Here is a 24,955-nt window from a genome sequence, read left to right on the forward strand (position 1 = left end):
GTCTCCAGCAACTGCCTCCAGAAAAATCCAGGTTTCTACGTGGACGAGGTCATAGTTAAATTTTCAAGATAAAGCTTATGTATTCAACGCAACCGTGATTTCTACTTTTGCATGTGTGCAGAGGGCAATACCTGAATACCTTGCGACTGCATCTCGGATCAATGTTCCAGGACTATCGAGGTGTATATTATCAATAGTAAATAGTATTCGATTACCATTACTAGGATCGACTATAAGCAAATCCACTAAATCATTAGGATCTAAATCCGTACTACATGGCGGGTTAGAGAAAGAATTCTTACCTGTTTTGGTTGAAAGTACTTGAGCAGCGTTTTCACTCACGAGTGTATCTTTGTTTGGACAGCAGAAGCAGATTGTGTCTGGCACAGCAGTGCAGTTAAATCCAAGAGTGAAGTCTAAATAGTTTACTGTTAGCGTTGTTGTTTGCATAATAAATCTCCTTATATGGCCAGAAACAAATGAATTTATTTAACTCAAGTGCAAGACGAAACTTTATTGCCCTGCTGGCAGGTTGAGCAGTGGTTCGGACAGTTTTGGCATGGAGCCTGAAATTCTTGATTATTTCGTAGGCAGGGATAGAAAGCCAGAGGGATGAAACTTGCCTTTCTATAGCCAGAAGAACACTCTATCACTGAAAACCTTGCTTAGTCTAGAAACAGAAAAATCTTGGTTGTTCCATTAATCATCTTCGTAGTGAGATATCTGGATAATAGAATAAATAAAAGTCGGAACTTAAGAGCATTTAGCACCCCGTCACTAAAGTCAAGCGAGAGAGTTGATGATTTAGTAGTAAGTAGACATTCAGAGTACCTTTGACTGCCATGTAATGAATAGCATCAAATGAACATTACTCTTAGAACATATCCAAAATATTCCCGAGCATCTTATGCTCATCATCAAGCATGTTCAATAAACACAGATAAGTCGCAGTAGACTCATATTCTAATTAGACCATAAAGCAAATAGAACAATTGTGTTCGACCTTCAGCCAGACAATGGAGATAGCATACCTACAAGTAGGTTGTCTAGATCGTGAAAATCTTTAAATTATATTAAGACGCTGAATTGAGATAAGCACCGCTATCGCGATATCCAATGCCATACAAAAGGTTCCAGAGTATTAACTTGCACTATCACTCTTATTGCTTGGGCGATAACTGTTTTGAGCTATCAGCATTTCCAGAGTGGTGAAAATCGAAGTAGTTGATTACTCGCTAGGATAAGAAATCAAACTATGAATCGGCACATCATTAGGCAAAAGCTCGCGTCCATTCAAGAAACTCAGCTCTACCACAAAACCAAACCCACATAATTCAGCCCCCGCCTGCCGCACCAGATTAGCCGTTGCCAACGCCGTCCCCCCCGTAGCAATCAAATCATCCACGATCGCCACTCGACTCCCCGACTCAAACGCATCCACATGAATCTCCAAACAATCGGTCCCGTACTCCAGACTGTATTCCTCACTCAGAGTATCCGCCGGTAACTTCCCCGGCTTGCGCACCGGCACAAACCCCGCCCCCAACCGATACGCCAGCGGCGTCCCAAACATAAACCCCCGCGACTCGGCCCCCACCACATAATCCACCCGACTGTCAGCAAACCGCTCGTACAGCCGATCGATCGTCACCTGCAACCCCTGGGGATCGCTAAGCAGCGTGGTAATATCCCGAAACACAATCCCCGGCTTGGGAAAATCGGGAACACTGCGAATCAAGGATTTGAGATCCATCAGAGTCAGTCCTCGCAAGCCATACCAACGACAGCGATTCTAATATGAATGCCCTCATCCAAATCAGCCTGATGGCGCTGCTGGCCAGTTCAATCCGGCTCTGTGCCACAGCAGGCCAATGGATTCAGGTCGGCGCGATCGCCGCTATCTCCATCCCCCTCTGGCTCCTCCTCGACGGCCTCTGGCAAACTCCCTGGCTCTTCACAACCCTCGAACCCGCCCTACTCGCCGCCCTGCAAGTGGGAATCTTATTGGGCTACACCCGCTTCGGTCTCAAGTTTGCGCGGCAGGCGATCGCCACCTTTCTCCTCGCTGGTGCCGCGATCGCAGCAGCAGCCACAACCTGGGGATCGCCCAACACATATGGCATTGAGGAAACCTTCAATGCTGGCATCCCCATCCTAATCGCGGCGATCGCTACTGTATCGATCTATCAAGTGCTCGCCAGCTCTAGCCCAGCCAGACCCAGTTGGGCAGCAATGGCGATCGCACTGGCGAGCGGTCTGGCGATCGACAGCTTTCTATACGTTGCCCTCAGCTCGGCAATCCCCCTCTGGCAAAGTGCGGCTTGGGTGAAGCCACTCGGCCTGAAACTGGCCGACAAACTCGTCCTCGCCATCGGCATAGCCGTCCCAATAGTGGCGATCGAAATGTCATCACTTGTTGATATTTTTCAGGACCTTCAGCCGCGCGATCGCTGACTGACCCCAAGGGGAACTTCAGATCTGAGATCTCATGCCGAGTGGTCAGAAGCGATCGCCCACCGAGAAATGAAAGTTGAAGTCACCGTTATCGCTCAAGGCAGGCTCCAATCGAAACAGCCCGAAAGCGGTGCGAAAGTGAAACCCCAAACCGTACCCCAACCCTTCGCCATCTTTGTCTCTCGCTTCGCCCGGTTGGCCAATGACTTCACCTTGGGTGCCGAGAGTATCGCCATAATCGACAAACACCGCTCCCCTGACCTTGATGTCAGAACCAAACACGGTGAAAGAAGAAATCGGATAGCGGTATTCAACCGTAGCCTGAACGAAGCTGCTACTCGTCCCTGCATCGCCAGTATCGAATCCCCGTATCGTGCTATTGCCGCCCAAAGAAAAGGCCGCATAAGGGGGCACATCATTCAGAATCGTGCCCCCCTGAGCATTGAGAATTAGGATGTGTGGATTTTCAGACCCCAACAGAGGAATAAATTGAGAGACATTGGCGGCTAACTGAGTCATCTCGATATCGGCATCGCCAATTGGAATCGATTGTTCGAGACTAAATCTCAACCGAGTGCCGCGAGTGGGAAAGGTGCGATCGTCCACTGCATTTAAGACGGCGGCAAGATTGACCGACAAAAGGGGATCGATACCGTCATCACTCACAGTGACTGGGTTGCCCAGCTCGTCCACCGAGAAAACATCATTGGAAAACACGCCGTTGCGAACCGAGACCACTCGGTAGTTAATGCCCGAGGCAATATCGAATTGCGGTGTCAGGGCTTGAAAATATTCCAGTCCGCCCCCCCATTGATTGACGTGAGGGTCGGCACCGCTCGGTAAGGAAACATTCGTATCCCCATTTTCAAACGCCCCCGCTAAATTACTCTGACTTTGCAGATTGAGGGAAAAAGTCCCTGGCAAGCCTGCTGGAGAAATGGAGTAAACCAAATCGGCAGCCACAGCATTGAGATCGAGATCCCCTAGCAACTCCAGCAAGAGTCTTTGATTGGGTCCCAACCCCTGCTGGACATATCCTCTAACGGGGAAAAACAGGTCTCGTAGTGCTTCTGCTGAAACGGTCTGAATGCGGGTTCCTCCAAACAGAGCAGTCGGTTCCACCAGACGCGAGCCAAAGCCGTACCCAAACCCCCGAGGATCGTCGCTGCCAAAACCAAATTGGAGGCGATCGCCGCGATCTGACTGCGGGATCGAGCCATTGCCAGACTGGGGCGAAACCTCTGCGCCAGTTCCTTCGCCCTCGCCGCCCGCTTCACTCAGTAGAACGCTGCTGTGATTTTCTGGCATCTGCTCGGCATAGATGGCAGGGGGGTCGGCGATCGCCTCGCCAGAATTGCCAAGCCCAGAATTCCCAATCCAATCGGTAGAGGGTTGTCCCCAAGCGGCTGTTCCCGCCAGTTCGGGGCCGAACATCAGGGCCGCGATCGCTGCCCCCCAACCCGCCAGCAACACTGACTTATCCACGATTTGCATGCGATTGCTCCTTGTGACCCTCACCCTAGGCTCTAGCATGCCCAATGGCACACAATCCCCTCAGCCCGAACAATTCCGAGCAGCATTCATACGAAGCATCCTATACGCATGTGGCTGGGATGGCTCGCACTCGTGCGGGAGGGCAAGCTCCGTTCGATGCTTGAGGAAGACCCGATACAATCGTGCTCGACGACTGCGATCGCCTACTGCACTCGATAAACCGGCAGGGTGAAGTGAAAGCTGCTGCCTTCCCCCGGTTCCGAATTGACCCAAATGCGACCGTAATGGGAGCGGATGATGCGGCGACAGAGGAAAAGACCGATGCCGTAGCCTTCGCTGTTGCGATCGCGCGCGAGACGGACCATATCGCTAAAGACTCGTTCTCGAGCCTCCGCCGGGATTCCCGGTCCTGTATCGGTGACACTCACTTCGACTTTTTGGCTGGTGCGGTGTAAGGCCGCCAAGCAGATGGTGCCGTTCTCGGGAGTGTATTTAATCGCGTTGTCCAAGAGATTCATCAACACTTGCCGAATTTTGTCGCGATCGGCGTGGACGGTGGGCAATACATCTGGAATATCGGTTTTGAGGGTCAGTTTCTTGGCTGCAGCTCGCTGGGCAACTTCCTCGATCGCCTCTCGACAGAGGTCGGCAAATGGCAATTCAGCCGTGGACAAACTCAATTCGGAGGATGTCCCCCGCGCCGCCTCCAAAAGATCGGCAATCATGCTCTCCATCACCCGAGTTTGAGTGCGGGCGTGACCGAATAACTGCTCGCTCAACTCGGGGGTGAGTTTGCCTTGGTTCTGTTCTAGAGTTTCGATCGCCATTGACGCGGCTGACAGTGGGTTGCGCAGGTCGTGGGCCAACATCGCCAAGATGCGATCTTTAAACAGCAATTGCTCTTTTAATTCCACTTGCTGCTGCCGCAACTTGAAGACTTCTTCAGAGAGTTGTAACAACTCCGCTGTCTGCTCCAGAACTTCCCCTCGCTCTTCGGCATCGCGATCTTCATCTAAAAGCTGCAGTTGCCCTTGCCAGCGGGGCCACCAAACCTCTAACTGCGAAGCTAAATCTTTGCCTGCCAAGACCTGGGCAGGAGTAGGATGGGTTTTGACCAGAGCGGGGGTAGCCACGAGCTTGTAATGCTCGACTAAATAGGGACGCTCTCCTACCTCCACCAATTCAATCTGAGTGGGATAGTCACCGGACAAATGCTCCAGTTGCTGCCGAATGCGCTGAATCAACTCTCGGGCACCGGCACGGCGGTCTACAAACACCAAGAGTCGCAGGGTTAGTGCTGTCGAATAGTCTTCCGAAACCGCCATAACGCTGGGTTTAAGCTCAAAAACTTGCAATCATCTCAATCGGTCTCAAGTCATTCTACTTGGATATCTCAAGTTTTCTTAAGATTTTCTTCCAGTTTACGACAAGCTTACAAACCTGTCGGTCGAAGGTTCCTGTGGCTGTCATGTTTCGCAACACCTCGGCGTCGGCCTCCTCCTCGGCTACAGTATCGTCATAGAGCTTTGTGGATGGCGATCGCAGGTGGCAGTCATGAATGGTCAAGCCTGGTTGGGGTGGGGGGTCTCTATCTGTCTGGCGAGTGCTGGAGGATGGGCGGCGTTCGGGATAGAGCCAGCAGTTCTGGCTCGCGATCCTGCTGTCTTGTCCGCCGAGATTGCTGCCACTCCCAATACGCCTATCGCGGCCAATTCGATCGCGGCTACTGTTACTCCTCTTTCTCCTCAATTGGGCGATACGCTGACCGTGCGCATTCAAATTCCTACAGGCGGCGAGGTTCCTCAAGTGGCGATGGGCGATCGCCAGTTTCCTGTGTTTGTCGCTGTGGCTGCAGACGAGCGCGGACTGACGACCTATCGAGCGCTCGTTCCCACTTCTCCCCTCGATCGGCCCGGTGCCCGCAACATTGTAGTGACAGTCGCGGGACAGCAGCAGCAACTATCGACACTCCTGCGCGATCGCCAGTTTCCCACCCAGTCGATTACCGTGCGCGAAGGGGGTTTGCAGGCCACTCAATTGGAATGGGATGCGGTCAGTGCCTTTAAGGCGATTGTCTCGCCCGAGCAGCTTTGGCAGGGGTCGTTTTTGCGACCCACCCAAGGGGCAGTGAGCAGCATTTACGGGGTGCGGCGCTACTACAATGGCGTCTTTGCCCGCGACTATTACCATCGCGGGGTCGATTATGCAGCAGCCACGGGGACACCGGTCTACGCGCCTGCGGCCGGTCGCATTGCTCTAGTTGGGCGCGAGGCAGAGGGGTTTGCGATCCACGGCAATACCGTGGGCATCGATCACGGGCAGGGGGTGGTCAGTATTTTTTTGCACTTAAATCGCATCAGCGTCAGCGAAGGGGAAAGGGTGACTGCTGGCACGCCCATCGGTCAGGTGGGTTCGACTGGGGCGAGTACGGGCCCTCACTTGCACTGGGGCTTGTACGTCCATAACGTGGCTGTCGATCCGGTGCCCTGGCGCTATGGAAAAATTGAATGACCTCTCGCTGGGATGGGGAACGGTTTTAGCGCCGATCGGCGATCGATTTATCGATTGGCTTGACAGCAGAACGGGCAATCCGGCATGTTTGAAAAGCGTCGGGCGGAACTGGCGGAATTGGTAGACGCGCTAGATTCAGGTTCTAGTGTCCTTTTCGGACTTCCGGGTTCAAGTCCCGGGTTCCGCATCTCCATCGATATCTCGCTGCAAGTCGATCGTTCGGGTTGGCGATCGCCGATCTGTCATCGGTTGCGCGGCAAGCGGCTCATTAACGGACCGACAATTCCCGGCAAGAGTTGATAGGCGGCGGTGGCGACCTGCAGGGGACCGACCACCACATCTTTTTGGCCGGTCGTACTGGCACGGACGATCGCCTCGGCAATCTCTTCCGGTTGTTGGGCCACCATGCTATCGAGCGTCGCTTCCATTTGCTGGCGAGCACTGCCGCCATTGCTGCTGGCCGCGTCCCCGACAAAGATGGCCCGCTCTAAGAAGCTCGTATTCACCACCCCTGGATGCACGCCGATGATTTGAATTCCTTGGGGTTCGAGCTCCAATCGCAGTGTTTCTGTCAGCCCCGTTACGGCATATTTACTGGCGCAGTAGGCTGCCATGCGAGGGAGAGGCATTTTGCCGCCGAACGAGCCCACGTTGACGATTTGACCGTTGTTCTGCTGCAGCATGTGGGGCAAGACAGCTTGAATGGTGTGGACGTAGCCCCAGAAATTAACCTCCATTAACTGCTGTAATTGCTCCAGCGACATTTCTGCAAACGGGCCGCTGGCGCAAATTCCGGCATTGTTGACCAAAATGTCGATTGCCCCGTAGCGATCGCGCGTAGCCTCCACGAGCTGCCGAACTTGTTCTGGGTCGGTGACATCAGTGGGGATGGCTAGCACCTCGGCATTGAAGTCTTTTTCGAGGGCGATCGCCACTTCCTTGAGGGGGGCGGCAGTGCGGGCGGCGATCGCCAGTCGATATCCCCTCCGGGCAAATGCGGCAGCAGTTGCTTGTCCAATGCCAGCCGACGCGCCCGTAACCATCACAACTTTGGACATGAGCTCTCGTGCCAATGCAATCTCTTACCATTCTGCAGGATTGAGAGCTAGAAGAGCAGTCGGTGGGGCTGCGCGGGATAGATCCGTGACAGTCTAAAGATTCGTGACACACTATAGATACGTGGCACACTAGACACCCTTCACTCGATCGGGAACGCGGTTGGATGACTTTTCTATTTCTGCTTTACATCGGCTTTACACTCTATCTCTACTTCACCCGCGACCCCATTCGCATGGAGGTCAATTTTGTGGTACGCCGCTGGTACGACCAAATTGCGTCCGGCATTCGTCGCATGCGGAAAAAGTCCACTTCGATCCGCCGCCGCCGTTACTGAAGGTCGTTACTAAAGATTGAGCTCGAGTCACGACACTTCCCCGTTCGGTATAGTGACTAAATATGTTCTGGTACGCTTTGCACTTCAGTGGATTCCGCAGGATAAGGTCTGCAGATAGCACAGTAAGCAAATGTACGTATCGAACCTCGACAAAATCTTGCCCTCAAGACTCCCGGGTGTTGGGGGGCTGGTGGGAGTGATGGCATGGACAAGCGGCTCGACGGTTTGAGGATAAATTTAGGGGCGGCGATCGCGCTAGCTGCCTGCCTACCTCTGGTATCCATCTCTGCAAATGCCCAAGAAGCCCTAACGCAAGCTCGTGTCGATCGGATTGCCAATCAGGTCACGGTGGAATTGCAAGGGACTTCTCCTAGAGAGGCTCAAATTGACGACCAGTTGGTGGAGCGCGATCGCCTAGCCACAGGAGTCGCTTCGCAGGCACAACTCATTTTTAATGACGATTCATTGGTGCGGGTCGGTCAAAATTCGCTGTTTCAATTTCAAGCGGGCGGACGGCAATTTTTATTAGAAGAGGGCGTCGCGGCAGTTGTGACGCCGCCAGGGGCGGGAGGAGGGCGCTTGAGTACGCCTGCAGCAGTCGCTGCGGTGCAAGGCAGCTTTTTCCTAACGATTTCGCGCAATCGAGATGGCAGCACCATCGATGTGTTTTTTAACTTCAATGCCAGACCCCTCATCCTGCTCAACTTGGCCGGAGCAGAAATTGGCCGACTGCCTCCAGGACATGTGGCCCTAGTGATTGATGGAGAATTAGTCAGTTTGGCTCGATTCGATCCGCTCTTCGTGATTGACAATGCACCGCTCTTAGCCGATCTGTGCTCGGGTGCGTTTCCATCGTCGGCAGTAGAGCAGGAATGTCAGCAGGTGGTCTCGGTCAATGCGCCGGAGGACGCTAGAGAAGAATTTTTCCGATCGCTCGGTCCCGACCCCTTCGACAATCGAGAACAGTTAAACGAGTTCCTCTTCGAAACCAACAGCGTACCCTCTATTCCACCAATCATCGATCCTGGGCCAATCGATCCCGGACCTATCGATCCCGGACCTATCGATCCCGGACCTATCGATAACGGACCCATCGATAACGGACCCATCGATAACGGACCCATCGATAACGGGCCAATCGATAACGGGCAGTTAGATTCAGTGAATGGGCTTTCTGCACCATAAGTGGTCATTGCGGGTGCTCGTCTGCCAGCCTCGCTTGGAACTGTTCGGGATAGTCTTAACGATTTCTCACCTCCTCACACCTGCTCAATTCGTTCAATACCGTTTGCTCGTTCGAGGTGCGCTATGCCCCAGTTCAATCAGTTCGAGATGCACTCCAGTCAGCTCATCCGCTCCTGGGTGGTTGGACTGGGGTGGGGACTCGCCCTTACTGTGGGAATTCACCCCATCGCCTGGGCTCAATCGCCTCCAACAGCGATCGAGACTGAAGAGGAAGAAAGTGAGAATGGCGAGCGGGAGTCGGAAGCGATCGCGACGGGCGATCGCGGCCTGCAGCTGTTGCTAGAGGCATTGGAAGAAGAGCCCGATCTGGGACCAATCCCGCTGCAGCCCGTAGCCGAGGAACCGTCTGGACCGAGTCCGTTTCGATTGTTTGTGGATATGGAGGTGCGCGGCTCCACCAATGCTGCTTTCGAGCCAGACCCCGATGCCGATCTAGTATTCTTGCCTAGCGTCACGTTTGTCGCCTCGCCATCGATCGCGCAAAACGCACAGTTGATCGCCAGCCTCAGCGGCGGCAATGGCTTTTATGCCGATCGCAACGATCTGGAGTTTGGCTTTATCAGCGGCTCGATTGGAGTGAACTGGGATTTTGCACCCTTTGCGTTTACCCGCGTGGAGCTGATCGGCCAACAGTTTTTCTCGTTTGACAATGACGATTTTCGCAGCTTGACGGCACGATTTCAGATTGGCAGCTTTCGCTTCTTTTTCGATAACGACTTATTTATACGCTATTTCTACCAATTGGATGGCAGCCTGACCAGTGAGAACGATCTCGATCGCCTCGGCAATAGCATGAACGTATCGCTGTTGTATCCCTTGTCCAGCCGCCTGCAAGGACGCTTCAACTACCGGATACTGCTCAGTAGCTTCGAGGATGTCCCCCGCACCGATCTCAATAACCAAGTGCGAGGCGAGGTGAGATACGCCATCAATTCCGCCCTGACGGTGCGCGGGTTCGCGTCCTTTACCAACAACCTTTCCACCGACAACGATCGCGATTACGACGAGTTCTCCTACGGACTGGGCTTGACCACCAGTCTGCCAGTGGGGGGAAGGCGTTAAGGGGCTGGCATTTCAAGTTGCAAAGCCAAGCTGGCCCGAATGCTGTAGGTCAGCTCGGCCAGCAGAAGGATGACAGCGATTGGAATCGAAGGGAGCTAAACTGCGGCGATTGCCCTGGGCAACGCCTCCAGCACCCGATCCACATTCTCGCGGCTGCTGTTTGCGCCCATCAAACCAATTCGCCACACACGACCGGTCAAATCTCCCAAGCCATTGCCAATCTCGATATTGTCCTCATTCAACAGCTTGAGGAAAACAGCCTTGCCATCCACCCCGTCGGGAATGCGAACTGTTGTTAGGGTGGGCAGCCGATCCTGACGCTCGACATAACAATCCAAGCCAATCTCAGTCAAACCAGACCAGAGATATTCTGCCGTGTCTCGGTGGCGCTTCCAACGGGCTGCCAAGCCTTCATCGGCAATCAGGCGCAACCCTTCTCGCAGTGCGTAGGTCATGGAAATGGGGGCGGTGTGGTGGTAGGTGCGATCGTTGCCCCAATACTTGCTCACCAGCGACATATCCAAATACCAGTTGGCCACTTGGCTAGAGCGCCGATTCAACTTCTCGATCGCCCTGGGCCCCATCGTAAAGGGGGAAATACCGGGAGGGCAACTGAGGCATTTTTGGCTGCAACTATAGGCGAGATCGATGCCCCAATCGTCAATGTAAAGGGGCACGCCCCCCATGCTGGTGACGGTATCGACCAGTAACAGACAATCGAACTCGCGACACAGGTCCCCCACCCCGTCTAGCGACTGACAGGCCCCCGTAGAGGTTTCTGCATGCACCAGCGCCAAAATCGCCGGACGGTGTTGCTCCAGCCCCTGACGAATCTCGGCCAGCGTAAACGTTTCGCCCCAAGGGCGTTGGATGGTCTGCACCTCTGCCCCGTAGCGACCCGCCATATCCACCAAGCGCAGGCCGAAATAGCCGTTGACTCCTACCAACACCCGATCGCCCGGTTCGACTGAATTAGCCAAGGTGGCTTCCATCGCAGCACTGCCGGTGCCGCTAATCGGAATCGTCAATTGATTTTCGGTCTGCCAGACGTAGCGCAGCAGCGATTGAATTTCTGACATTCGAGCTAAAAACTCGGGATCTAGGTGACTGACCTGCCGGGTGGTCATGGCATTCAACACCGCCGGATCGGCATTCGACGGCCCCGGCCCCAACAGCAGCCGCTCGGGCATTTTGAGGGGATCGAGAGAGAGCTGGTGGCGGTTGTTGATGGCGAGGGTGGCTGTCATTTCAATCAGCAGAAATACGGCAGGTTGAGGTGTTTGGAGGGGTAGGCTGCTCCAGACAAACCCAGGCTGAATTATCCCACATTCATGTCGGCAATGCTGGGTTTTGTAATATTCAATACACACTGAACCGCGAGAGCCTGTATCGAACCTGAGTTCGATGGCTCTACATTGCGAGAAAGTCCTGTCCTTTGCCCCTGCTACTGGCATGGGTGCCGCTGGCGAATTCAATCAATCGTAATTATTGTGGGTTCAAATGTCAGAGTTGGCCGGAAAACATTGGGGGGCAAAGTCGGGCTTGAGCTCCAAACGAATGCGGGCACCTGTGGGAATGGGCTGAAGTTCGTCCAGTTGGCGTACGTGCATCTCGCGACCGGACGGCAGTTGCAAGCAGTAAATCGCTTCGTGTCCCAGAAACTGACGCCCGCGTACGTAGACCTCGCTGGCCTCATCCGGCACTAGGCTGCAGTCCTCCTGCCGCACCATCACTTCAACCCGATCCTCAGGGCGATCTGAAGCCTCGTTCTCGCCCAACAGTCCAATCTCGGTTTGCCAGCCCCCATCCGTTCGACTGGCTGTGAGGAAATTGGCTTGGGTCACAAACTCTGCCACAAAGCGAGTGCGGGGAGCGCGATAAATAGTCTCGGGGCGATCGCATTGTTCTAGCCGACCTTTATGCAACACCGCTACGCGATCGGAAATGGAGAGAGCCTCCTCCTGATCGTGGGTGACAAAGACCCCAGCAATATTGGCCCGAGACAAAATCTCGCGCACTTGCAGTCTCAGGCGATAGCGAATACCGGCATCTAGATTGCTAAAGGGTTCATCTAACAAAATAAGTTGCGGTTGTGGGGCCAAGGCTCGCGCCAGAGCCACCCGCTGCTGCTGTCCCCCCGATAGCTCGGCTGGATATCGGTCTTGAAAATCTTGCAACCCCACTAGCGCGATCGCCTCTTTCACCTGCTGCCGAGCGACCTCTTTTGAGAGCGATTTGGCCGCAGCAGATTTTTTCAGGCCAAACGCGACATTTTCCTTCAGGGTTAGATGGGGAAAGAGGGCGTAGTCTTGAAACACCACCCCCACCTGTCGCTGCTCGGGGGGAACCCAATCGTGGGGACTGGCCACAACGCGATCGCGAATCAAAATCTGTCCCCGATTGGGCCGTTCAAAACCAGCAATTAATCGCAACAATGTAGTCTTGCCACTGCCAGAGATACCCAGCAAGCCCAACAACTCGCCTTCTTCTAGCTGTAACGAAAGATCCTGTAAAACATCCCGACCTCGGAAATAGTGCTTCCAAATGCCGTCAATGATAAGAACTGGTGCCATGCAGTGGAATTGGACTCGACCGAGCGAGCTGTTAAGAATACTCAATCCATTCTCAAGCATACCCACACTAATTGCAAACAAATACCAATAACTCTGGCAGGTAGGGAGCCCGATCTAACGTCAGTTCGACGGCGATTGCAGCCGAGAAAAATGGCCGATATCTGGGTGAGTAACCTGAGCTGGAGTAAAGTGATGACCATCGCCATTGCCTTCCATGCGGGCGAGATGGGGGTGACTGAAAGAGACTGGGGTGCTAGTGCCAAGGAGAGTTGGGATTGAGCGTCTGCCCACAAGTGCTAGGAGAGGGAAAGCCCGTTCGCCCGCAGGCGATCGCCATTCTTGGAGCGGGAGCTTGGGGCACGACCTTGGCCGGACTCGCTCGCTCTAACGGGGCTGATGTGCGCTTGTGGTCGCGGCGGGGGGAGCGATCCCTAGCTGAGGTGGCGGGCGAGGCTGGGATTGTCCTATCGGCGATCTCCATGCAGGGAGTTTCCAGCGTTATCGAACAGCTACAGCAGGGGCAGCTTGCCCCCGACTGCATTCTGGTCAGTGCCACCAAAGGGCTGGATGCAGCAACGTTGCAGACGCCCTCGCAACTCTGGCAGCAAGCATTTCCCGAACATCCCGCCGTCGTATTGTCGGGGCCGAATTTATCGCAAGAAATCGATCGCGGTTTACCTGCAGCTACCGTAGTGGCGAGCGATTCCGAATTGGCGGCAGCTACCGTACAGGTGGCCTTGGCCTCCGATCGCTTTCGGATTTACACCAATACCGATCCGATTGGCACCGAACTGGGGGGCAGCCTCAAAAATATTATGGCGATCGCCGTCGGTGTCTGCGACGGTCTGGACTTAGGGGCCAATGCCAAAGCAGCTCTGGTTACCCGAGGGTTGGCCGAAATGCTGCGCATTGGCCTGCATTTTGGCGCTCGGGCAGAAACCTTTAGCGGTTTGTCGGGGTTAGGGGATTTACTGGCCACTTGCAGCGGGCTGCTCAGTCGCAATTATCAGGTGGGATATTACTTGGCCGAGGGGCGATCGCTGGCAGAGGCTCTCGATCTCGTAGCAGGGACTGCGGAGGGGGTCAACACGACCCCGGTAATGCTGGAAATTGCCCATCGCGAGGGCATTCCCGTTCCGATTGTCCGTCAAGTCAACCGACTGCTGCAGGGGCTCGATACTCCAGTTGCAGCAGTCGAAGCACTGATGGACCGAGAACTAACATCGGAAGTCTCTAGCTGAGCCGATCGGCTGCCTGTCGATCGACCCGCAAGCTGACTCGCACTATCGCGTCCTGGCGATCGCCTAACAACATCAGTTCGACAAGTGTCTGGCCCCCATCCCCTAGCCCCTTCCACCAACTCTGATGCTGCTGGCGAAATTCATATTCCGAAACATTGGCCATTTGTCTAGATGCCTGTGGCCCCCTTCCCCTAACCCCTACCCCCAACTTTGGGGGCAGGGGAACAAGGCCCCGTAAGGATTTTCGGCTGTTTCTCCCCTCTCCCAAACTTACGGCTGACGCCACGCTTCGCGAGGGGAGAGGGGCCGGGGGTGAGGGCCATGCAGAGTCATCGAACTCAGACCTAACAGCAGCCAGCGGCTAGCGGATCGAAGCCAGCGGGGAATTTGGTGTAGGAGTCGTAGGTTGCACCGGCTAGGCTAGCGCCATCGAGCTTCGCTTCCATGAACTTAGCCCCAGAGGTCAAGTCCGCCCGCTCTAGGTTGGCCCCGCTTAAATCAGCCCGTTCAAAACTGGATCGGCGCAGGCTAGAGCCTCGCAGATCGGCATTCTGGAGGGTGGTTTCAATCATATTGGCCCGCCGCAGATCGGCACCGCGCAGGTCAGCTTCAGTCAAATCGGAGCCGCGCAGGTTCACAAACCACAGCTTGGCCTTATACAGACTGGCTCCACGCAAGTTGGAGTTGCGAAAGTCTCGTTCGCCTGAGGCATATTGTTCGAGCAATTCTTCAACGCTGCTAACCGCGGCCATTCGGACCCTCCCAAAAGGCATTTAATATATTGTCAGAGACCGGCTGGATAAGGCCCAGCACTGCTCTTTATTAAATCACCAAGCGGTCCCTTCTCCAGTTCTGGGGCTGACGAGGAGATGGGATTTGTTCGATCGGGCTAATCAGCCCCTTTCGAGGCTCGATCCCGCCACTGTTGCATTAACTGCACCCCTCGCGACGTGCCCAATCTCGTGGCCCCAGCTTCAATCAATGCGATCGCCCCCTCCACCGTCTTAATGCCCCCCGACGCCTTAATGCCCACCTGCCCCCCCGTCACCTCCTGCAACAGAGCTACATCTGCCAGCGTGGCTCCGCCGCGCCAGCCCGTCGATGTTTTTAAATAGGCCACCCCAGCATCCGCACACAACTCCGCTGCCAAGCGCTTTTCCGCCTCCGTCAGCACGGTCATTTCCAAAATGGCTTTAACGGTCAGCCCCGTCTCCTCGACAATGCGAGCGATTTCAGCGTGAACGCGATCGCTCTTGCCCGCTTTGAGCCAGCCCAAGTTCAGAACCACATCCAATTCCTGCGCCCCGGCCTCTTTAGCCTCTAGAGCTTCGTAGAGTTTAACGGCGGTGGTGGAAGCCCCCAATGGAAAACTAATCACAGTGGAGACTTTAGGTCGACAGTTGTGCAGGAGTTCGACGGCTCGCGAGACGTGGCAGGGCAGAATGCAGACGCTGGCAAAGCCAAATCGGTCCGCCTGTCGGCAGAGGTCGTCGATGCGTTCGGGGGGGGCGATCGGATCGAGCAAAGAGTGATCGATGTAGGGGGCGAGATCGATCTCGGAGGGGCGATCGGGCACGGCAGTTAGGGAGCGCAGATACACCGATTACTGTAACGAAGATCGACCGGAGTATTGGGATAGAGCAATTTTCAGGTGGACAACGTACGCTCTAATTTTCAAACCTAGAATCTCCAATTTCCTTCGGTACAGAAGGTATACCACCAACCTGGAAAATGCTCTAAGTGACAGTTCTGGCAGGATCTCCACTAAGGTTCTAGGCGCATTCCTGCAGCGACGGGATCGAACCCTGCGGGAAACTGAGTGAATGCGTTGTAAACTGCCCCTTGCAGCGAGACCTGTAAAGTGGGAGCGCGTTCCAGAGATGTTTGCAGTTGCCAGCCGCCCACATCGTTAGACGCCACGATCGCCCTCGGGCGAGAGGGCGCGATCTCCGATACAACCTCCGAAGAGTCTTCGGCAAACACCAACGCCTGCGATAAATTCGCTCCGCGCAAATCAGCTCCCGCCAACTGGGTACCCCGCAGATCGGCCGCAAACAAGTTTGCCCTCCGCAAGTTGGCAGCCTGTAGATTGGTGCCGCGCAAATTGACCAACCGCAAATCGGCATCCCTCAGATCGGCCCCTTCTAGATCGCTGCCCTCCAAACTGGCTGGAAGCGGGCCGCCTCCATAAAACTTGGCTCCGCGCAGATCGGCACCGGTTAACTTGACGTAACTCAAATCGGCCCCCTGAAAGTTGGCTTGCTGGAGCTGACAGGTCTGGCACTGGCCGGTAACCTGCAATTGACGGATGGCATCGAACTCTCCAGCACGAACGGCTGCCCCTGTCGCGATCGCCGCGATTGCGATCGCTGCACCCCAGTCATACCGCAATGGCACAAACACATTACCCCCTGCTGCAAACGCAGAATCATCTGGGTGACCCCGCAGGATTCAGATCGGCAGAGTCCGAGTCTGAAACCACGTATATAGTGGATTGGCTACCCTTCAATCTCGATTGTACTCAATATGTAGTGTAAAATCTCGATTGTACTCAATATGTAGTGTAAATGTAGTGCGATTGTTACCTGTGTTGCGGATTGGCTAACCGCTTCTCGGCCATCTGCAATTTGTGCAGGCGTTGGTAGAGCCCTAAATTCGAGCGCATCAGTTCCTGGTGGGTACCCCGTTCCACAATCCTCCCCCCTTCCATCACCACAATGATGTCGGCTTCGCGGATGGTAGAGAGGCGATGGGCAATGACGATGACGGTGCAAGTGCCTAGCAAATTGCGCAATGCCTGCTGAATCAGGTGCTCCGATTCCGAATCGAGATTGGAGGTGGCTTCATCCAAAATTAGCACCGCCGGTCGCATCAAAATGGCGCGAGCAATGCCTAACCGCTGCCGCTGTCCTCCCGACAGACGCACTCCCCGTTCACCCACATTGGTGTGATAGCCCCGAGGCAATTCCACAATGAAGTCGTGGGCGCGGGCCAATTTAGCGGCTGCGACCGCTTGTTCTGGGGAGAACTTGGGGCGACCGTAGAGGAGATTGTGCATGACTGTCCCGTTGAATACCTCCACTTCCTGCGGCACCATGGCCAAGCGCGATCGATAGAGCTGCAAATGGAACTGCCGAATATCTTTTCCATCCCATAGAATCCTTCCTCGGGTAGGGTCTGCAAATCGATAGAGCAGCTTGGTCAAGGTGGATTTGCCCGAGCCCGACGGCCCCACTAAAGCCACAGTGGCATAGGGGGGAACGTCGAGGGAGAGATCGATCAAGGTGGGGGGAAGCTCGGGTCGGTAGCGAAAGTAGATGTGATGGAGGGAGAGGCGTCCGGGAGTTCTAGGGAGGCGAGTTTGGCTGCGGTTGGAGGGTTCTTTGAGGGGTAAGTGGAGAAATTCGTGCAACCAGACGATTGCGCTCACGCTAGTGGTTAAGAGTTCTGTCGGTTCTTGCAGGCGACTCACATCTGCCCGCACAATTTGGGCAATGGTAATGGCAGTAATCATGCCTCCCACAGAAATCTCGTTTTGGATCGCCAGATAGGCACTCAGGCCGACGATCGCACTCAAGGATAAATTGAGAAACATCCACATGACGGTTTCAGTGGCAAACAGTCGCACGAATGTTTTGCGAGCCATAAAGCGCTCGTAGCGATCGAGCCAGTGTTGTCCCCGCTTGTATTCCCGCACCTCTTGAGTAAATGCTTTCACAGTTTTGATATTCAGCACCACCTCGGCCAGACGGCTCATACTGCGGTCGAGCAAGCGTTCGCTAAACGCCACATAAGGCTGTAAAAAGGTAAATAGCTTGAAGATGATAGTGGCACACAGCGCGATCGATAAGGTGAAAACCCAGCCCAATCGCACGTCGATAATAAAGAACATGGCGATCGCAATAGTGAGGGTGGAGACCACTAAAATGCCACTTTGCACCAGGCTGATGTAGAGCAATTGCAGTTTAGAAATTGCCCGCTCCAAGCGCGAGACCAACAAGCCACTGTTATGGCTTTCGAAATAGCTCAGGGGGAGGGTTAGCACCTTGCGATAGGCGGCTTGGTTCAGTTGCGAAACCATATGCAAGGCCACCATTCGCTTGGGTAAGTGGGAAAACAGATCCTCAAACGGCGAGATTAAATTGAGACTAAAAAATAGCAGGCAGACCGTGGCGATCGCCAGATGTCGGGGCTCCCATCCCTCCAGGAGGGGAGATAGGAGCTGAATGCCGGGTTCTAAATATCCTGGAATGGGCTCGGACTGCGCGAGCAGGTTGGCAAACAGACCTAATAGATAGGGTCTGAGCAAATTGATGAACGCGAATAACAAGCCCCCCAATGAAATGGCAATGGTTGCCAGCGTATAGGGAGCAAAGAAGGACAGCACGCGTTGGATGGAGTTCATGCTGTGGCTCGATCGACATTGTGGAGAGGGCAAGCTGCTGCCGATTGGCTGGCTCCACAACTTATCGAGACAGCAGCAGAGATTTAAGTCTGAACGTCAACCCGGTCTAGTCATACCATTCTTATCTGACTTTACGCTCAATCCTCTAAAATTCACACTGTCTGGATTGCTGAGACGAGATTTCAAGCAGTCTAGGGGTGAAGGATCGAGCACAGCCTCAGCTCGGTTGGGTCTCGACCCATCGAAGCGGCGATCGCCTTGTCAGTCCTCGTTTGTCGGTGCGGGCAGACTCACGGCAGGAGTCGAAAGGGCTTGGCGATTGACGCTAGAGAGCTCTGTTTGCAGTCGTTTCAGCTTGCGCAGCGCTCGTCGCTCGATTTGCCGAACCCGCTCTCGCGATAGACCGATATGCTCGCCAATCTCGCGCAGGGTCAGCCCGTTACTGCCATCTAAGCCGTAGCGAGCCACAATCACCTCCCGCTCGCGCTCGCCCAGATGCTCCACTAGCATGTGAACTTCCTCGCGATGGGCCACCTGGTTCAGGTAGTCCACCGGATCGCTATCTTCATCTTGAATGAAATGCTGCAATTCGGTCCCATCTTCATCTCCTACGACCAAATTGAGCGATCGCATTTCGGACATGTGGCGAGTGATCAGATCGCGATAGTTATCGCCAATTTCGAGGGAGTCGAAGACATCGTTAACGGGGGGACGGATGCCGGATGTGGCAGAGAGTTCCCGGTACTTGCGCTTGACTTTCGAGACTTTCTCGTACATGTGAGCGGGCAGGCGGATCATGCGCCCTTTATTCTGAATGCCGCGATTGACGCTCTGGCGAATCCACCAAGTGGCATAGGTGGAAAACTTATAGCCGCGAGTGGGGTCAAATTTCTCCACTGCCCGCGTCAGACCAATCGTGCCTTCCTGGATCAGATCGAGGAAAGGGAGGCCGCGATTGCGATACCGCTTAGCGATGGACACCACCAAACGCAGGTTACATTCCACCATGCGCCGTTTGGCAATCTTGCCCTCTTCCAACTGCCGTTGCAGATCGGCCAACTCCAGATTCATATCAATGGCCCACTGCTCGTGAGTCGCACCGGGTTTGCGCTGCTCTTCTAGCGCGATCGCCCGCTGGACTTGATGGGCCAATAGCAGCTCTTCATCGGGAGCCAATAGTCTATAGCGACCAATGGTTTTGAGGAAGCGGCCTACAGCATCTTGGTGTTGGACTGTGCTTTCCATAAGACTGCTCTAAGTGGGTATGGCACCTTATTAATAACAATCTTTGTTTATTTCGTAAAGCCTTTTCTAAGCTTTTTGCTAGTACTTTTTCAGAATTTTGTGTAATAAAAGTTAAGATCCGCAGTTGAGGTCACCTACTACAGGTAGTGTCTACCATCGAAAAACAACGATCTACACCCCTGTATAGAGGTTCTGGAGAACCTTCGCAACATTCTGGAAAACTCATGCTGAGCATGGTTTACAGCGAAACTTAAGAATCTAAAATCTTTGTAAAATCGTCCCAAAGACAACTTCTTTAGCCGGAGGGGGACCCTCCGATCGAGCTTCGCAACAAAACTTTCTCCCCGGTTTGGGGAGAAAAAGTGCAGATGAGCGATCGCATCGCTGGCGATCGCTCTTAGGAGGCGTCTCTCACCCCAGGAGGCACTAGGCGCAGTGGCTCCAGACGGCGGCGAGGCGCTGGGGCCGGTGTTGTCTGAGTCCCAATGCTGCGATCGGCGGCTGGGGTCGGTTCTGGCATTGGCGTTGGAGTGGGTCTGGGTGTCGGGGTTGGCGTCGGTCTGGAGGTTGGCGTTGGAGTGGGTCTGGGTGTCGGGGTTGGAGTGGGCCTGGGGGTTGGCGTTGGCGTCGGCGCTGCTTTAGGGGTTGGCGAGGGTTCGGGTGGTGTCACTGCTTGCCGATCGCCTTGAAAGCGCTCGATCCAACTGCTAATCCTTTTGGATAAGGGTGTAACTTCAGGCTCGGCGATCGGTGGGGCTACGGATTCAGCTTCGGGGGTAGGGGTGGAGATTGGTGTTGGCGTTGATGGGGGAGTTGGCGGGACGGTAGGAGTTGTTTTGGGGGTCGAGGTCGGTGTGGGCGTCGGCTTGGGCGTCGGCGTCGGGGTTGGCCTGGGGGTCGGCGTGGGAGTCGGCGTGGGAGTCGGGGTCGGCGTGGGAGTCGGCGTCGGAGTCGGCGTAGGAGTCGGTGTCGGTGTCGGTGTGGGAGTCGGTGTGGGAGTCGGCGTCGGTTCGGGAACGGCACCGACAATGGCTAGGGCATCTGTGGCTTTTAGATCTCCCCGCACCAGACGGGAGAGGGTATCTGAGCCCCCTGGCTGGTAAGTGACAATACGGGCTGCGCTGTTGAACAGATTGCGGATAGACTGCCCTCGGCCATCCACCAGCTCGACCACCACGACATTTTGACCGGGCTTAAGTCCTTCGAGGTAAATCGGCTCCCATTCAGCCAATATCGCGCTGGCATCGTTGAGGGTGTAGCGGACGCGCCAGTCTTTCGGTGCATTGGGCAGGAGTGATTCGCGAATAGGGGCATTGGCCAGCCAAAAATCCAACAGGATCGGTTCAGCTCCGTAGGCTTTGACGGGACGACTGTAGGTTAAGACTGGCAAATCTGGCTGGGGAGCATATTCGGGGGTTTTGGCCAAGACGTGAAAGGTGACTTGGGCGTAGGCATCGGAGTTTTTAAAACTTTCGTGCCAGGGACGAGAGGCAAACACCCGCAGAGTATGGGTGCCCGGCGCCAAATTCTCCAGCACCAGAGGCTTATCGGCATCGTAATGGGCGATGTAGGGATCGTTATCGAGGATGACGTGCAGGTGAGGGCCTAGGCCCAATTCTTCATCTTTGAATAGCGGATAGCCTTCGACCTCAAACCGCACGGACAGCGACGAGCGAGTCAGCACTTCATCCGGTCGGGGACTGAGAATACTGACGTGAGGGGTATAGCGCTCCAGATAGCGATCGAGCTTGGCAATTTCGGGGGGTGTGGGAACAACGGCGATCGCCTTTCCTCTCGACCCCGAAGCGAGGTCTGGTTGCGAGGGTTGCGAGCAGCCAGTCAAGGCGATCGCCACAATCAGCATTAGCCCCACAAATAGCTTCCAGATGGGCCGAACCGTCAACGAATACCGCAGTTGCTTCGCCATGTCAGCTCACCACACCTCATCATTTTGCTTCGCTTGACGGGCCGGCAGCAAACCAGCCCAGATCACTTAAAAGCGTAAAGCGGCAGGCGCACATTTGGGAGCGAAGCAGCCCTCCAGATCGAACCTCGACACATTTTTTCATCTAGCCTCTCAACTGCCGTGCCCGCGATCCGGTAACGGGGTTAGCAATTTCACGAGATAACGGCACATGCCTGTTTACAATCGTTCGTAAGCATCAAGATCGGCTCCGAGGCTCGGAGAGTCACGGTATTGCAGTATTTCCCCCAAATTCCTCTACAGAAGCGATCGCATCAAAGGCATGGCGAGACTGCAAAGAGCGAAGCAATTAAAGCCCTAGCAGGCTAGATTAATCTGGCTGATAGACAGGCAAATTCAGAAATTGATTGAGTTCGTCAATAAAGTACTCAACTGCCTTGTAAGCCCATTCAATTCCCTGCATATCTCCATGCAGCCGATAGAGAGATAAAGATAGACTCATCAATTCAAATGCCTTGCGACGGGCAGTTAATTTGCCTCTCATCACAAGCGTACAAAGTCCAGTAAGATAAGTGACATCAGCATCATAACAGCAGTCAGAGATCGCAGCATATTGCCGACATATCTCACTCCATCGCCCCAAGCTAAAGAGCAATTTAATATACATTTGCCGCCACAAGATTGTGGTATCCTGAGGAGATTTAAAAATAGCCTTTCGAATATGTTGTTCCGCTTCAGTGAGGCGGTTGATGCTAAAGTACATCACACCCAAATTATATTGTTCTACTGGGCTGATAGCACCTATTTTTGCTTGTTTTTTAAGACGAGCGAGAACCTCATGAAAACAGCTCCCATGACAGCAGATTAAGCTCATATCCTTTCGACTAGGCGCAATCCGACTTAAATCGAAGAATTGGAACAATTCAATTTCCATAGGGATCTATATCCTTTTGAACTGGCAGGTTTTAGACCGAACAAATACCTCAGGCTAAGTTGATGACTAGCTCGGCATTTTTTATTCAGTCAATACTTCATCAGAAGGTGTTCTTATATATAGACAGTAAAATGTGAACTACTTGTGATTATTGGTTTGTTCTAAGATACTTCTCTAGATGTAAAGCCCAACTACAGAGCTTGCAGTCATGCCATCAATTAGACTAGCGATTTCGAACTACGATCGCCATAAGATCTGGGACTATCAGACTTAGAAAACTGTTAGCAGGATTCTTATTAAAGCTTTGCAAAGAAGCTAGCAACCTCAAACAAGTCCCCCATTGCTGGAGGACTAGGGGGCAAATGGAGGCCGACAGTACTAGCAAGATCGATCGAGCTACTTACATTTCAGGCTGGAGTATTTCAGAGAAAGTCCTGAAAATCTTAGAGTTTTTGTTCTGAAAGATGCTTAGGTATCTCTCCAAAATATAGTTTTCAAGCTGGCATGGTTGACACCTAATCTTGATGATTTAGAAGAGTCACCACTATTGCTGGATTTACGATTTTTGGATGAGCCACCAAATTTACACGAATAACGCAATAATGACTTGTTAAGTTTCTTCAGTTTTCGTAATTCCTGATTTAAGTCAGATTTTTTTCTAAGCTTTAATGACAGGAGCATTGCATGATAGGTAGATAATGGACCAATCGCTGAAACGGCTATTTTTGCTGCAATATTCCCCGAGCCAACAAACAAAGTCAAATAGCATAGAACGCTGGCAGATAGAGACTCTAGAATCCGTTTCGGCAGATTCTTTTTGATAGCCTTCAATTTTTTGATGCCACCTTCAACTTCTTGTCTCAGAAGATGTGTATCGCTAAAGCTCTTCATAGTCATCCTTTAAATTACAAACAGATCGTTTTATATGTATACTCTGCCTCCATTACTTAAGGTGAAGTGAATCGGGCCGATCGGATTAATAGTCCAAACCATAGCACCCATGTGTAACAGAAATTGTGTCACAGGCAGAGTGTAAAATATTACCAAACCTTATATTGAATCGCAGAGCTTGCGAGAAATAATTTTAATGTAGGAAACTTTTAGGCAGAGGCAAGTCCAGTCAACGGCACAAGCTTTGAGGGCGCGATATATAAATATTGCTGTAAAATATCAGCAACTATATCTTTCGCAATTGGCTTAGCAATGAATCCGTCAGCTCCAACTAACTTAGCCCTCACGCGATCGATAACGCCGTCACTACTAGTGACAATAATAATCGGAGTATTTTTGAATTTAGAAGTTCGGCGTAGCTGAGCGCAAATTTCATATCCATTTGCTACTGGCATTACTAGATCTAAAAAAATCAAGCTTGGAGATATCTCTAGCAAGGTAGGAATTGCATTGACTGTATCGCTGATTAGAAATGGGTTCAAATTATGCTCTATTAATATTTGCTTCATAGTTTTGGAATCGATCGGGCTATCATCGATATACGCAACATTTAGCTTCCCATTCTGCTTGGGCTTTCGTGCTGATGATTTGTTTTTTGAGCCTAAGGAGCCAATTGCCTGAGTTACCCCCTGCGATCTCGAGCTCTGAGCCTTTAGGTCAGAAGTTTTGAAAGCTAGATCGTCTGGTTGCTCAATCAGATCGATTTCGCCAGAACGAACATAAGGCTTGAACAGTCTTGCTACAGAAACTACATCTTTACCGATCGCAAGCGATATATCGCGCAAAGTACTCTTCTCCTTTAGGAGTGTAGATAGATGAGCAAAGCTTGTCTCAGAAAGTCTTTGCTGCAGTTGTTCGCGATTGGTGATGATGGGAGCTAAGTTGGGATGATAGGGATCTAGCTCTGCACCAAACCATGCTTGAACTTGGCGCTCGACATTCTCCCAGAGATAGTCCACTTTAAGAGGAAATACTTGAGTGTGCTGTAAAGCTAGATCGTCTTCTGGAAATATTGAGTACGATAGCGGCGCTAAATTAGCGTGTCTTTTTGTAGACTCTTGCTCTGCGAGATCGAATAGAACCTCGATCGCGCTTCCTCGGATCATTGCGATCGCTTGCCTCCGATTAATGACTTTTTGTTCTAGAAGAATACTAACCAACTGATAGCTCCACATCTGATTTGAACCCAGATTGAGACTTTCTAAATAATTTGGATTTAGATCGGGAGCATACTGGCGTAACTGTCTTCGCCAACGCTTATAAGGATGACATCCGCCTGAATCACCAATGAGTCTGCCGAACAAAAAACGTAGGTTCCACTGGCAACCGTTTAAACCGTCAAACACAAAGAGACCTGTAAATTGACTTTGGCTGCAAGTTGTGATGTATTGTTCTAGGTTTCTATGCTGGAGAGAACTCATGGATTTTGCCGCTATCTAAAATTTTTATTTACTAGAACACGAACACATTTAAATTATCTCTGTTTTCTATATATAAATCATCAGTATTAATGCGTAAAATTT

The 24,955-nt window shown here is 53.0% G+C and carries 24 protein-coding genes and 1 tRNA gene; 8 read left to right on the forward strand and 17 right to left on the reverse strand.

Annotated elements, in window-relative coordinates; all coding sequences use genetic code 11:
- Nucleotides 1–75: 75 nt before the first annotated feature.
- Together SYN7336_RS31285 and SYN7336_RS20625 are read right to left on the reverse strand one after the other, a co-directional pair.
- The gene (locus tag SYN7336_RS31285) at nt 76–450 is read right to left on the reverse strand and encodes a hypothetical protein (RefSeq protein WP_156820256.1); all 375 of its coding nucleotides are present in this window, start codon (nt 448–450) and stop codon (nt 76–78) included.
- A gap of 778 nt (nt 451–1,228) precedes the next feature.
- On the reverse strand, nt 1,229–1,753 hold the full coding sequence (locus SYN7336_RS20625; RefSeq protein WP_017327840.1) for an adenine phosphoribosyltransferase: 525 nt from the start codon (nt 1,751–1,753) through the stop codon (nt 1,229–1,231).
- A gap of 44 nt (nt 1,754–1,797) precedes the next feature.
- On the opposite strand from SYN7336_RS20625, the gene SYN7336_RS20630 reads away from it, so the two are divergent.
- On the forward strand, nt 1,798–2,454 hold the full coding sequence (locus tag SYN7336_RS20630) for a hypothetical protein (protein ID WP_017327841.1): 657 nt from the start codon (nt 1,798–1,800) through the stop codon (nt 2,452–2,454).
- A gap of 45 nt (nt 2,455–2,499) precedes the next feature.
- On the opposite strand, the gene SYN7336_RS27065 is transcribed toward SYN7336_RS20630, so the two are convergent.
- Both SYN7336_RS27065 and SYN7336_RS20640 read right to left on the reverse strand, forming a co-directional pair.
- Entirely contained in the window at nt 2,500–3,948 is a 1,449-nt protein-coding gene (locus SYN7336_RS27065) for a BamA/TamA family outer membrane protein (protein WP_017327842.1), read from the reverse strand.
- 203 nt (nt 3,949–4,151) lie between these two features.
- A complete protein-coding gene (locus SYN7336_RS20640) occupies nt 4,152–5,273 on the reverse strand; it encodes a histidine kinase (protein WP_017327843.1) in 1,122 nt (373 codons plus the stop codon).
- 229 nt (nt 5,274–5,502) lie between these two features.
- Here SYN7336_RS20640 and SYN7336_RS20645 point away from each other — a divergent pair, with 229 nt between their 5' ends.
- Nucleotides 5,503–6,459 carry a M23 family metallopeptidase gene (locus SYN7336_RS20645; protein ID WP_017327844.1) on the forward strand — a complete coding sequence of 319 codons (957 nt, stop codon included), beginning with the start codon at nt 5,503–5,505 and terminating at the stop codon, nt 6,457–6,459.
- Nucleotides 6,460–6,561: 102 nt separating this feature from the next.
- Nucleotides 6,562–6,646 (forward strand) — tRNA-Leu (locus tag SYN7336_RS20650).
- Nucleotides 6,647–6,701: 55 nt separating this feature from the next.
- Here the strand turns inward: SYN7336_RS20650 and SYN7336_RS20655 are convergent.
- Nucleotides 6,702–7,517 (reverse strand): SDR family oxidoreductase, encoded by an 816-nt coding sequence (locus SYN7336_RS20655; RefSeq protein WP_017327845.1) that lies wholly within the window; start codon nt 7,515–7,517, stop codon nt 6,702–6,704.
- A gap of 164 nt (nt 7,518–7,681) precedes the next feature.
- On the opposite strand from SYN7336_RS20655, the gene SYN7336_RS31290 reads away from it, so the two are divergent.
- The 3 genes from SYN7336_RS31290 (at nt 7,682) to SYN7336_RS20670 (ending at nt 10,159) form a co-directional block, all read left to right on the forward strand.
- The gene (locus SYN7336_RS31290) at nt 7,682–7,852 is read left to right on the forward strand and encodes a hypothetical protein (protein WP_017327846.1); all 171 of its coding nucleotides are present in this window, start codon (nt 7,682–7,684) and stop codon (nt 7,850–7,852) included.
- 204 nt (nt 7,853–8,056) lie between these two features.
- Nucleotides 8,057–9,037: a FecR family protein gene (locus tag SYN7336_RS28350; RefSeq protein ID WP_017327847.1), complete on the forward strand. Its 981-nt coding sequence runs from the start codon at nt 8,057–8,059 to the stop codon at nt 9,035–9,037.
- Nucleotides 9,038–9,160: 123 nt separating this feature from the next.
- Entirely contained in the window at nt 9,161–10,159 is a 999-nt protein-coding gene (locus tag SYN7336_RS20670; protein WP_017327848.1) for a hypothetical protein, read from the forward strand.
- A gap of 95 nt (nt 10,160–10,254) precedes the next feature.
- Here the strand turns inward: SYN7336_RS20670 and SYN7336_RS20675 are convergent, their stop codons facing one another.
- Entirely contained in the window at nt 10,255–11,406 is a 1,152-nt protein-coding gene (locus tag SYN7336_RS20675; protein ID WP_017327849.1) for an alanine--glyoxylate aminotransferase family protein, read from the reverse strand.
- 249 nt (nt 11,407–11,655) lie between these two features.
- Complete coding sequence (locus tag SYN7336_RS20680) at nt 11,656–12,732, reverse strand: ABC transporter ATP-binding protein (protein ID WP_017327850.1); 1,077 nt, start codon at nt 12,730–12,732, stop codon at nt 11,656–11,658.
- Between the two features lie 150 nt (nt 12,733–12,882).
- On the opposite strand from SYN7336_RS20680, the gene SYN7336_RS32785 reads away from it, so the two are divergent.
- Both SYN7336_RS32785 and SYN7336_RS20690 read left to right on the forward strand, forming a co-directional pair.
- Entirely contained in the window at nt 12,883–13,011 is a 129-nt protein-coding gene (locus SYN7336_RS32785; protein ID WP_017327851.1) for a hypothetical protein, read from the forward strand.
- Nucleotides 13,008–13,973, forward strand: coding sequence for an NAD(P)H-dependent glycerol-3-phosphate dehydrogenase (locus SYN7336_RS20690; protein ID WP_227498552.1), 966 nt, complete (start codon nt 13,008–13,010; stop codon nt 13,971–13,973). Before SYN7336_RS32785 ends, SYN7336_RS20690 begins: the two co-directional genes overlap by 4 nt.
- On the opposite strand, the gene SYN7336_RS32480 is transcribed toward SYN7336_RS20690, so the two are convergent.
- The 10 genes from SYN7336_RS32480 to SYN7336_RS20740 form a co-directional block, all read right to left on the reverse strand.
- Nucleotides 13,966–14,136 carry a hypothetical protein gene (locus SYN7336_RS32480; RefSeq protein WP_017327853.1) on the reverse strand — a complete coding sequence of 57 codons (171 nt, stop codon included), beginning with the start codon at nt 14,134–14,136 and terminating at the stop codon, nt 13,966–13,968. The genes SYN7336_RS20690 and SYN7336_RS32480 overlap by 8 nt on opposite strands.
- 181 nt (nt 14,137–14,317) lie before the next feature.
- Nucleotides 14,318–14,725 (reverse strand): pentapeptide repeat-containing protein, encoded by a 408-nt coding sequence (locus SYN7336_RS20700; RefSeq protein WP_017327854.1) that lies wholly within the window; start codon nt 14,723–14,725, stop codon nt 14,318–14,320.
- Between the two features lie 137 nt (nt 14,726–14,862).
- Nucleotides 14,863–15,549, reverse strand: a complete 687-nt coding sequence (deoC, locus tag SYN7336_RS20705) for a deoxyribose-phosphate aldolase (protein WP_026101192.1) — start codon at nt 15,547–15,549, stop codon at nt 14,863–14,865.
- Between the two features lie 188 nt (nt 15,550–15,737).
- On the reverse strand, nt 15,738–16,376 hold the full coding sequence (locus tag SYN7336_RS28355) for a pentapeptide repeat-containing protein (RefSeq protein ID WP_017327856.1): 639 nt from the start codon (nt 16,374–16,376) through the stop codon (nt 15,738–15,740).
- Between the two features lie 178 nt (nt 16,377–16,554).
- Entirely contained in the window at nt 16,555–18,378 is a 1,824-nt protein-coding gene (locus tag SYN7336_RS20715; protein ID WP_017327857.1) for an ABC transporter ATP-binding protein, read from the reverse strand.
- A 261-nt stretch (nt 18,379–18,639) separates the two neighbouring features.
- Nucleotides 18,640–19,623 (reverse strand): sigma-70 family RNA polymerase sigma factor, encoded by a 984-nt coding sequence (locus tag SYN7336_RS20720; protein ID WP_017327858.1) that lies wholly within the window; start codon nt 19,621–19,623, stop codon nt 18,640–18,642.
- 397 nt (nt 19,624–20,020) lie between these two features.
- A complete protein-coding gene (locus SYN7336_RS32485) occupies nt 20,021–21,550 on the reverse strand; it encodes a hypothetical protein (protein WP_017327859.1) in 1,530 nt (509 codons plus the stop codon).
- A 367-nt stretch (nt 21,551–21,917) separates the two neighbouring features.
- Nucleotides 21,918–22,481, reverse strand: a complete 564-nt coding sequence (locus SYN7336_RS20730; RefSeq protein ID WP_017327860.1) for a hypothetical protein — start codon at nt 22,479–22,481, stop codon at nt 21,918–21,920.
- Nucleotides 22,482–22,949: 468 nt separating this feature from the next.
- A complete protein-coding gene (locus SYN7336_RS31305; protein WP_156820258.1) occupies nt 22,950–23,372 on the reverse strand; it encodes a hypothetical protein in 423 nt (140 codons plus the stop codon).
- A gap of 209 nt (nt 23,373–23,581) precedes the next feature.
- Nucleotides 23,582–24,853 carry a response regulator gene (locus SYN7336_RS20740; protein ID WP_083885836.1) on the reverse strand — a complete coding sequence of 424 codons (1,272 nt, stop codon included), beginning with the start codon at nt 24,851–24,853 and terminating at the stop codon, nt 23,582–23,584.
- Nucleotides 24,854–24,955: the final 102 nt, after the last annotated feature.

Source organism: Synechococcus sp. PCC 7336 (assembly GCF_000332275.1).
Lineage (GTDB): Bacteria > Cyanobacteriota > Cyanobacteriia > Thermostichales > PCC-7336 > PCC-7336.

What these genes read in the sequence shown, in the direction of transcription:
- SYN7336_RS20640 (WP_017327843.1), bottom strand. Translation starts at nt 5,273, where the DNA reads ATGGCGGTTTCGGAAGACTATTCGACAGCACTAACCCTGCGACTCTTG.
- SYN7336_RS31290 (WP_017327846.1), top strand. Translation starts at nt 7,682, where the DNA reads ATGACTTTTCTATTTCTGCTTTACATCGGCTTTACACTCTATCTCTAC.
- SYN7336_RS28350 (WP_017327847.1), top strand. Translation starts at nt 8,057, where the DNA reads ATGGACAAGCGGCTCGACGGTTTGAGGATAAATTTAGGGGCGGCGATC.
- SYN7336_RS20675 (WP_017327849.1), bottom strand. Translation starts at nt 11,406, where the DNA reads ATGACAGCCACCCTCGCCATCAACAACCGCCACCAGCTCTCTCTCGAT.
- SYN7336_RS32485 (WP_017327859.1), bottom strand. Translation starts at nt 21,550, where the DNA reads ATGGCGAAGCAACTGCGGTATTCGTTGACGGTTCGGCCCATCTGGAAG.
- SYN7336_RS20715 (WP_017327857.1), bottom strand. Translation starts at nt 18,378, where the DNA reads ATGAACTCCATCCAACGCGTGCTGTCCTTCTTTGCTCCCTATACGCTG.
- SYN7336_RS27065 (WP_017327842.1), bottom strand. Translation starts at nt 3,948, where the DNA reads ATGCAAATCGTGGATAAGTCAGTGTTGCTGGCGGGTTGGGGGGCAGCG.
- SYN7336_RS31305 (WP_156820258.1), bottom strand. Translation starts at nt 23,372, where the DNA reads ATGAAGAGCTTTAGCGATACACATCTTCTGAGACAAGAAGTTGAAGGT.
- SYN7336_RS20730 (WP_017327860.1), bottom strand. Translation starts at nt 22,481, where the DNA reads ATGGAAATTGAATTGTTCCAATTCTTCGATTTAAGTCGGATTGCGCCT.
- SYN7336_RS20625 (WP_017327840.1), bottom strand. Translation starts at nt 1,753, where the DNA reads ATGGATCTCAAATCCTTGATTCGCAGTGTTCCCGATTTTCCCAAGCCG.
- SYN7336_RS32785 (WP_017327851.1), top strand. Translation starts at nt 12,883, where the DNA reads ATGGCCGATATCTGGGTGAGTAACCTGAGCTGGAGTAAAGTGATGACC.
- SYN7336_RS20630 (WP_017327841.1), top strand. Translation starts at nt 1,798, where the DNA reads ATGAATGCCCTCATCCAAATCAGCCTGATGGCGCTGCTGGCCAGTTCA.
- SYN7336_RS20670 (WP_017327848.1), top strand. Translation starts at nt 9,161, where the DNA reads ATGCCCCAGTTCAATCAGTTCGAGATGCACTCCAGTCAGCTCATCCGC.
- SYN7336_RS20700 (WP_017327854.1), bottom strand. Translation starts at nt 14,725, where the DNA reads ATGGCCGCGGTTAGCAGCGTTGAAGAATTGCTCGAACAATATGCCTCA.
- SYN7336_RS20645 (WP_017327844.1), top strand. Translation starts at nt 5,503, where the DNA reads ATGAATGGTCAAGCCTGGTTGGGGTGGGGGGTCTCTATCTGTCTGGCG.
- SYN7336_RS20720 (WP_017327858.1), bottom strand. Translation starts at nt 19,623, where the DNA reads ATGGAAAGCACAGTCCAACACCAAGATGCTGTAGGCCGCTTCCTCAAA.
- SYN7336_RS31285 (WP_156820256.1), bottom strand. Translation starts at nt 450, where the DNA reads ATGCAAACAACAACGCTAACAGTAAACTATTTAGACTTCACTCTTGGA.
- SYN7336_RS20655 (WP_017327845.1), bottom strand. Translation starts at nt 7,517, where the DNA reads ATGTCCAAAGTTGTGATGGTTACGGGCGCGTCGGCTGGCATTGGACAA.
- SYN7336_RS20740 (WP_083885836.1), bottom strand. Translation starts at nt 24,853, where the DNA reads ATGAGTTCTCTCCAGCATAGAAACCTAGAACAATACATCACAACTTGC.
- SYN7336_RS32480 (WP_017327853.1), bottom strand. Translation starts at nt 14,136, where the DNA reads ATGGCCAATGTTTCGGAATATGAATTTCGCCAGCAGCATCAGAGTTGG.
- SYN7336_RS20680 (WP_017327850.1), bottom strand. Translation starts at nt 12,732, where the DNA reads ATGGCACCAGTTCTTATCATTGACGGCATTTGGAAGCACTATTTCCGA.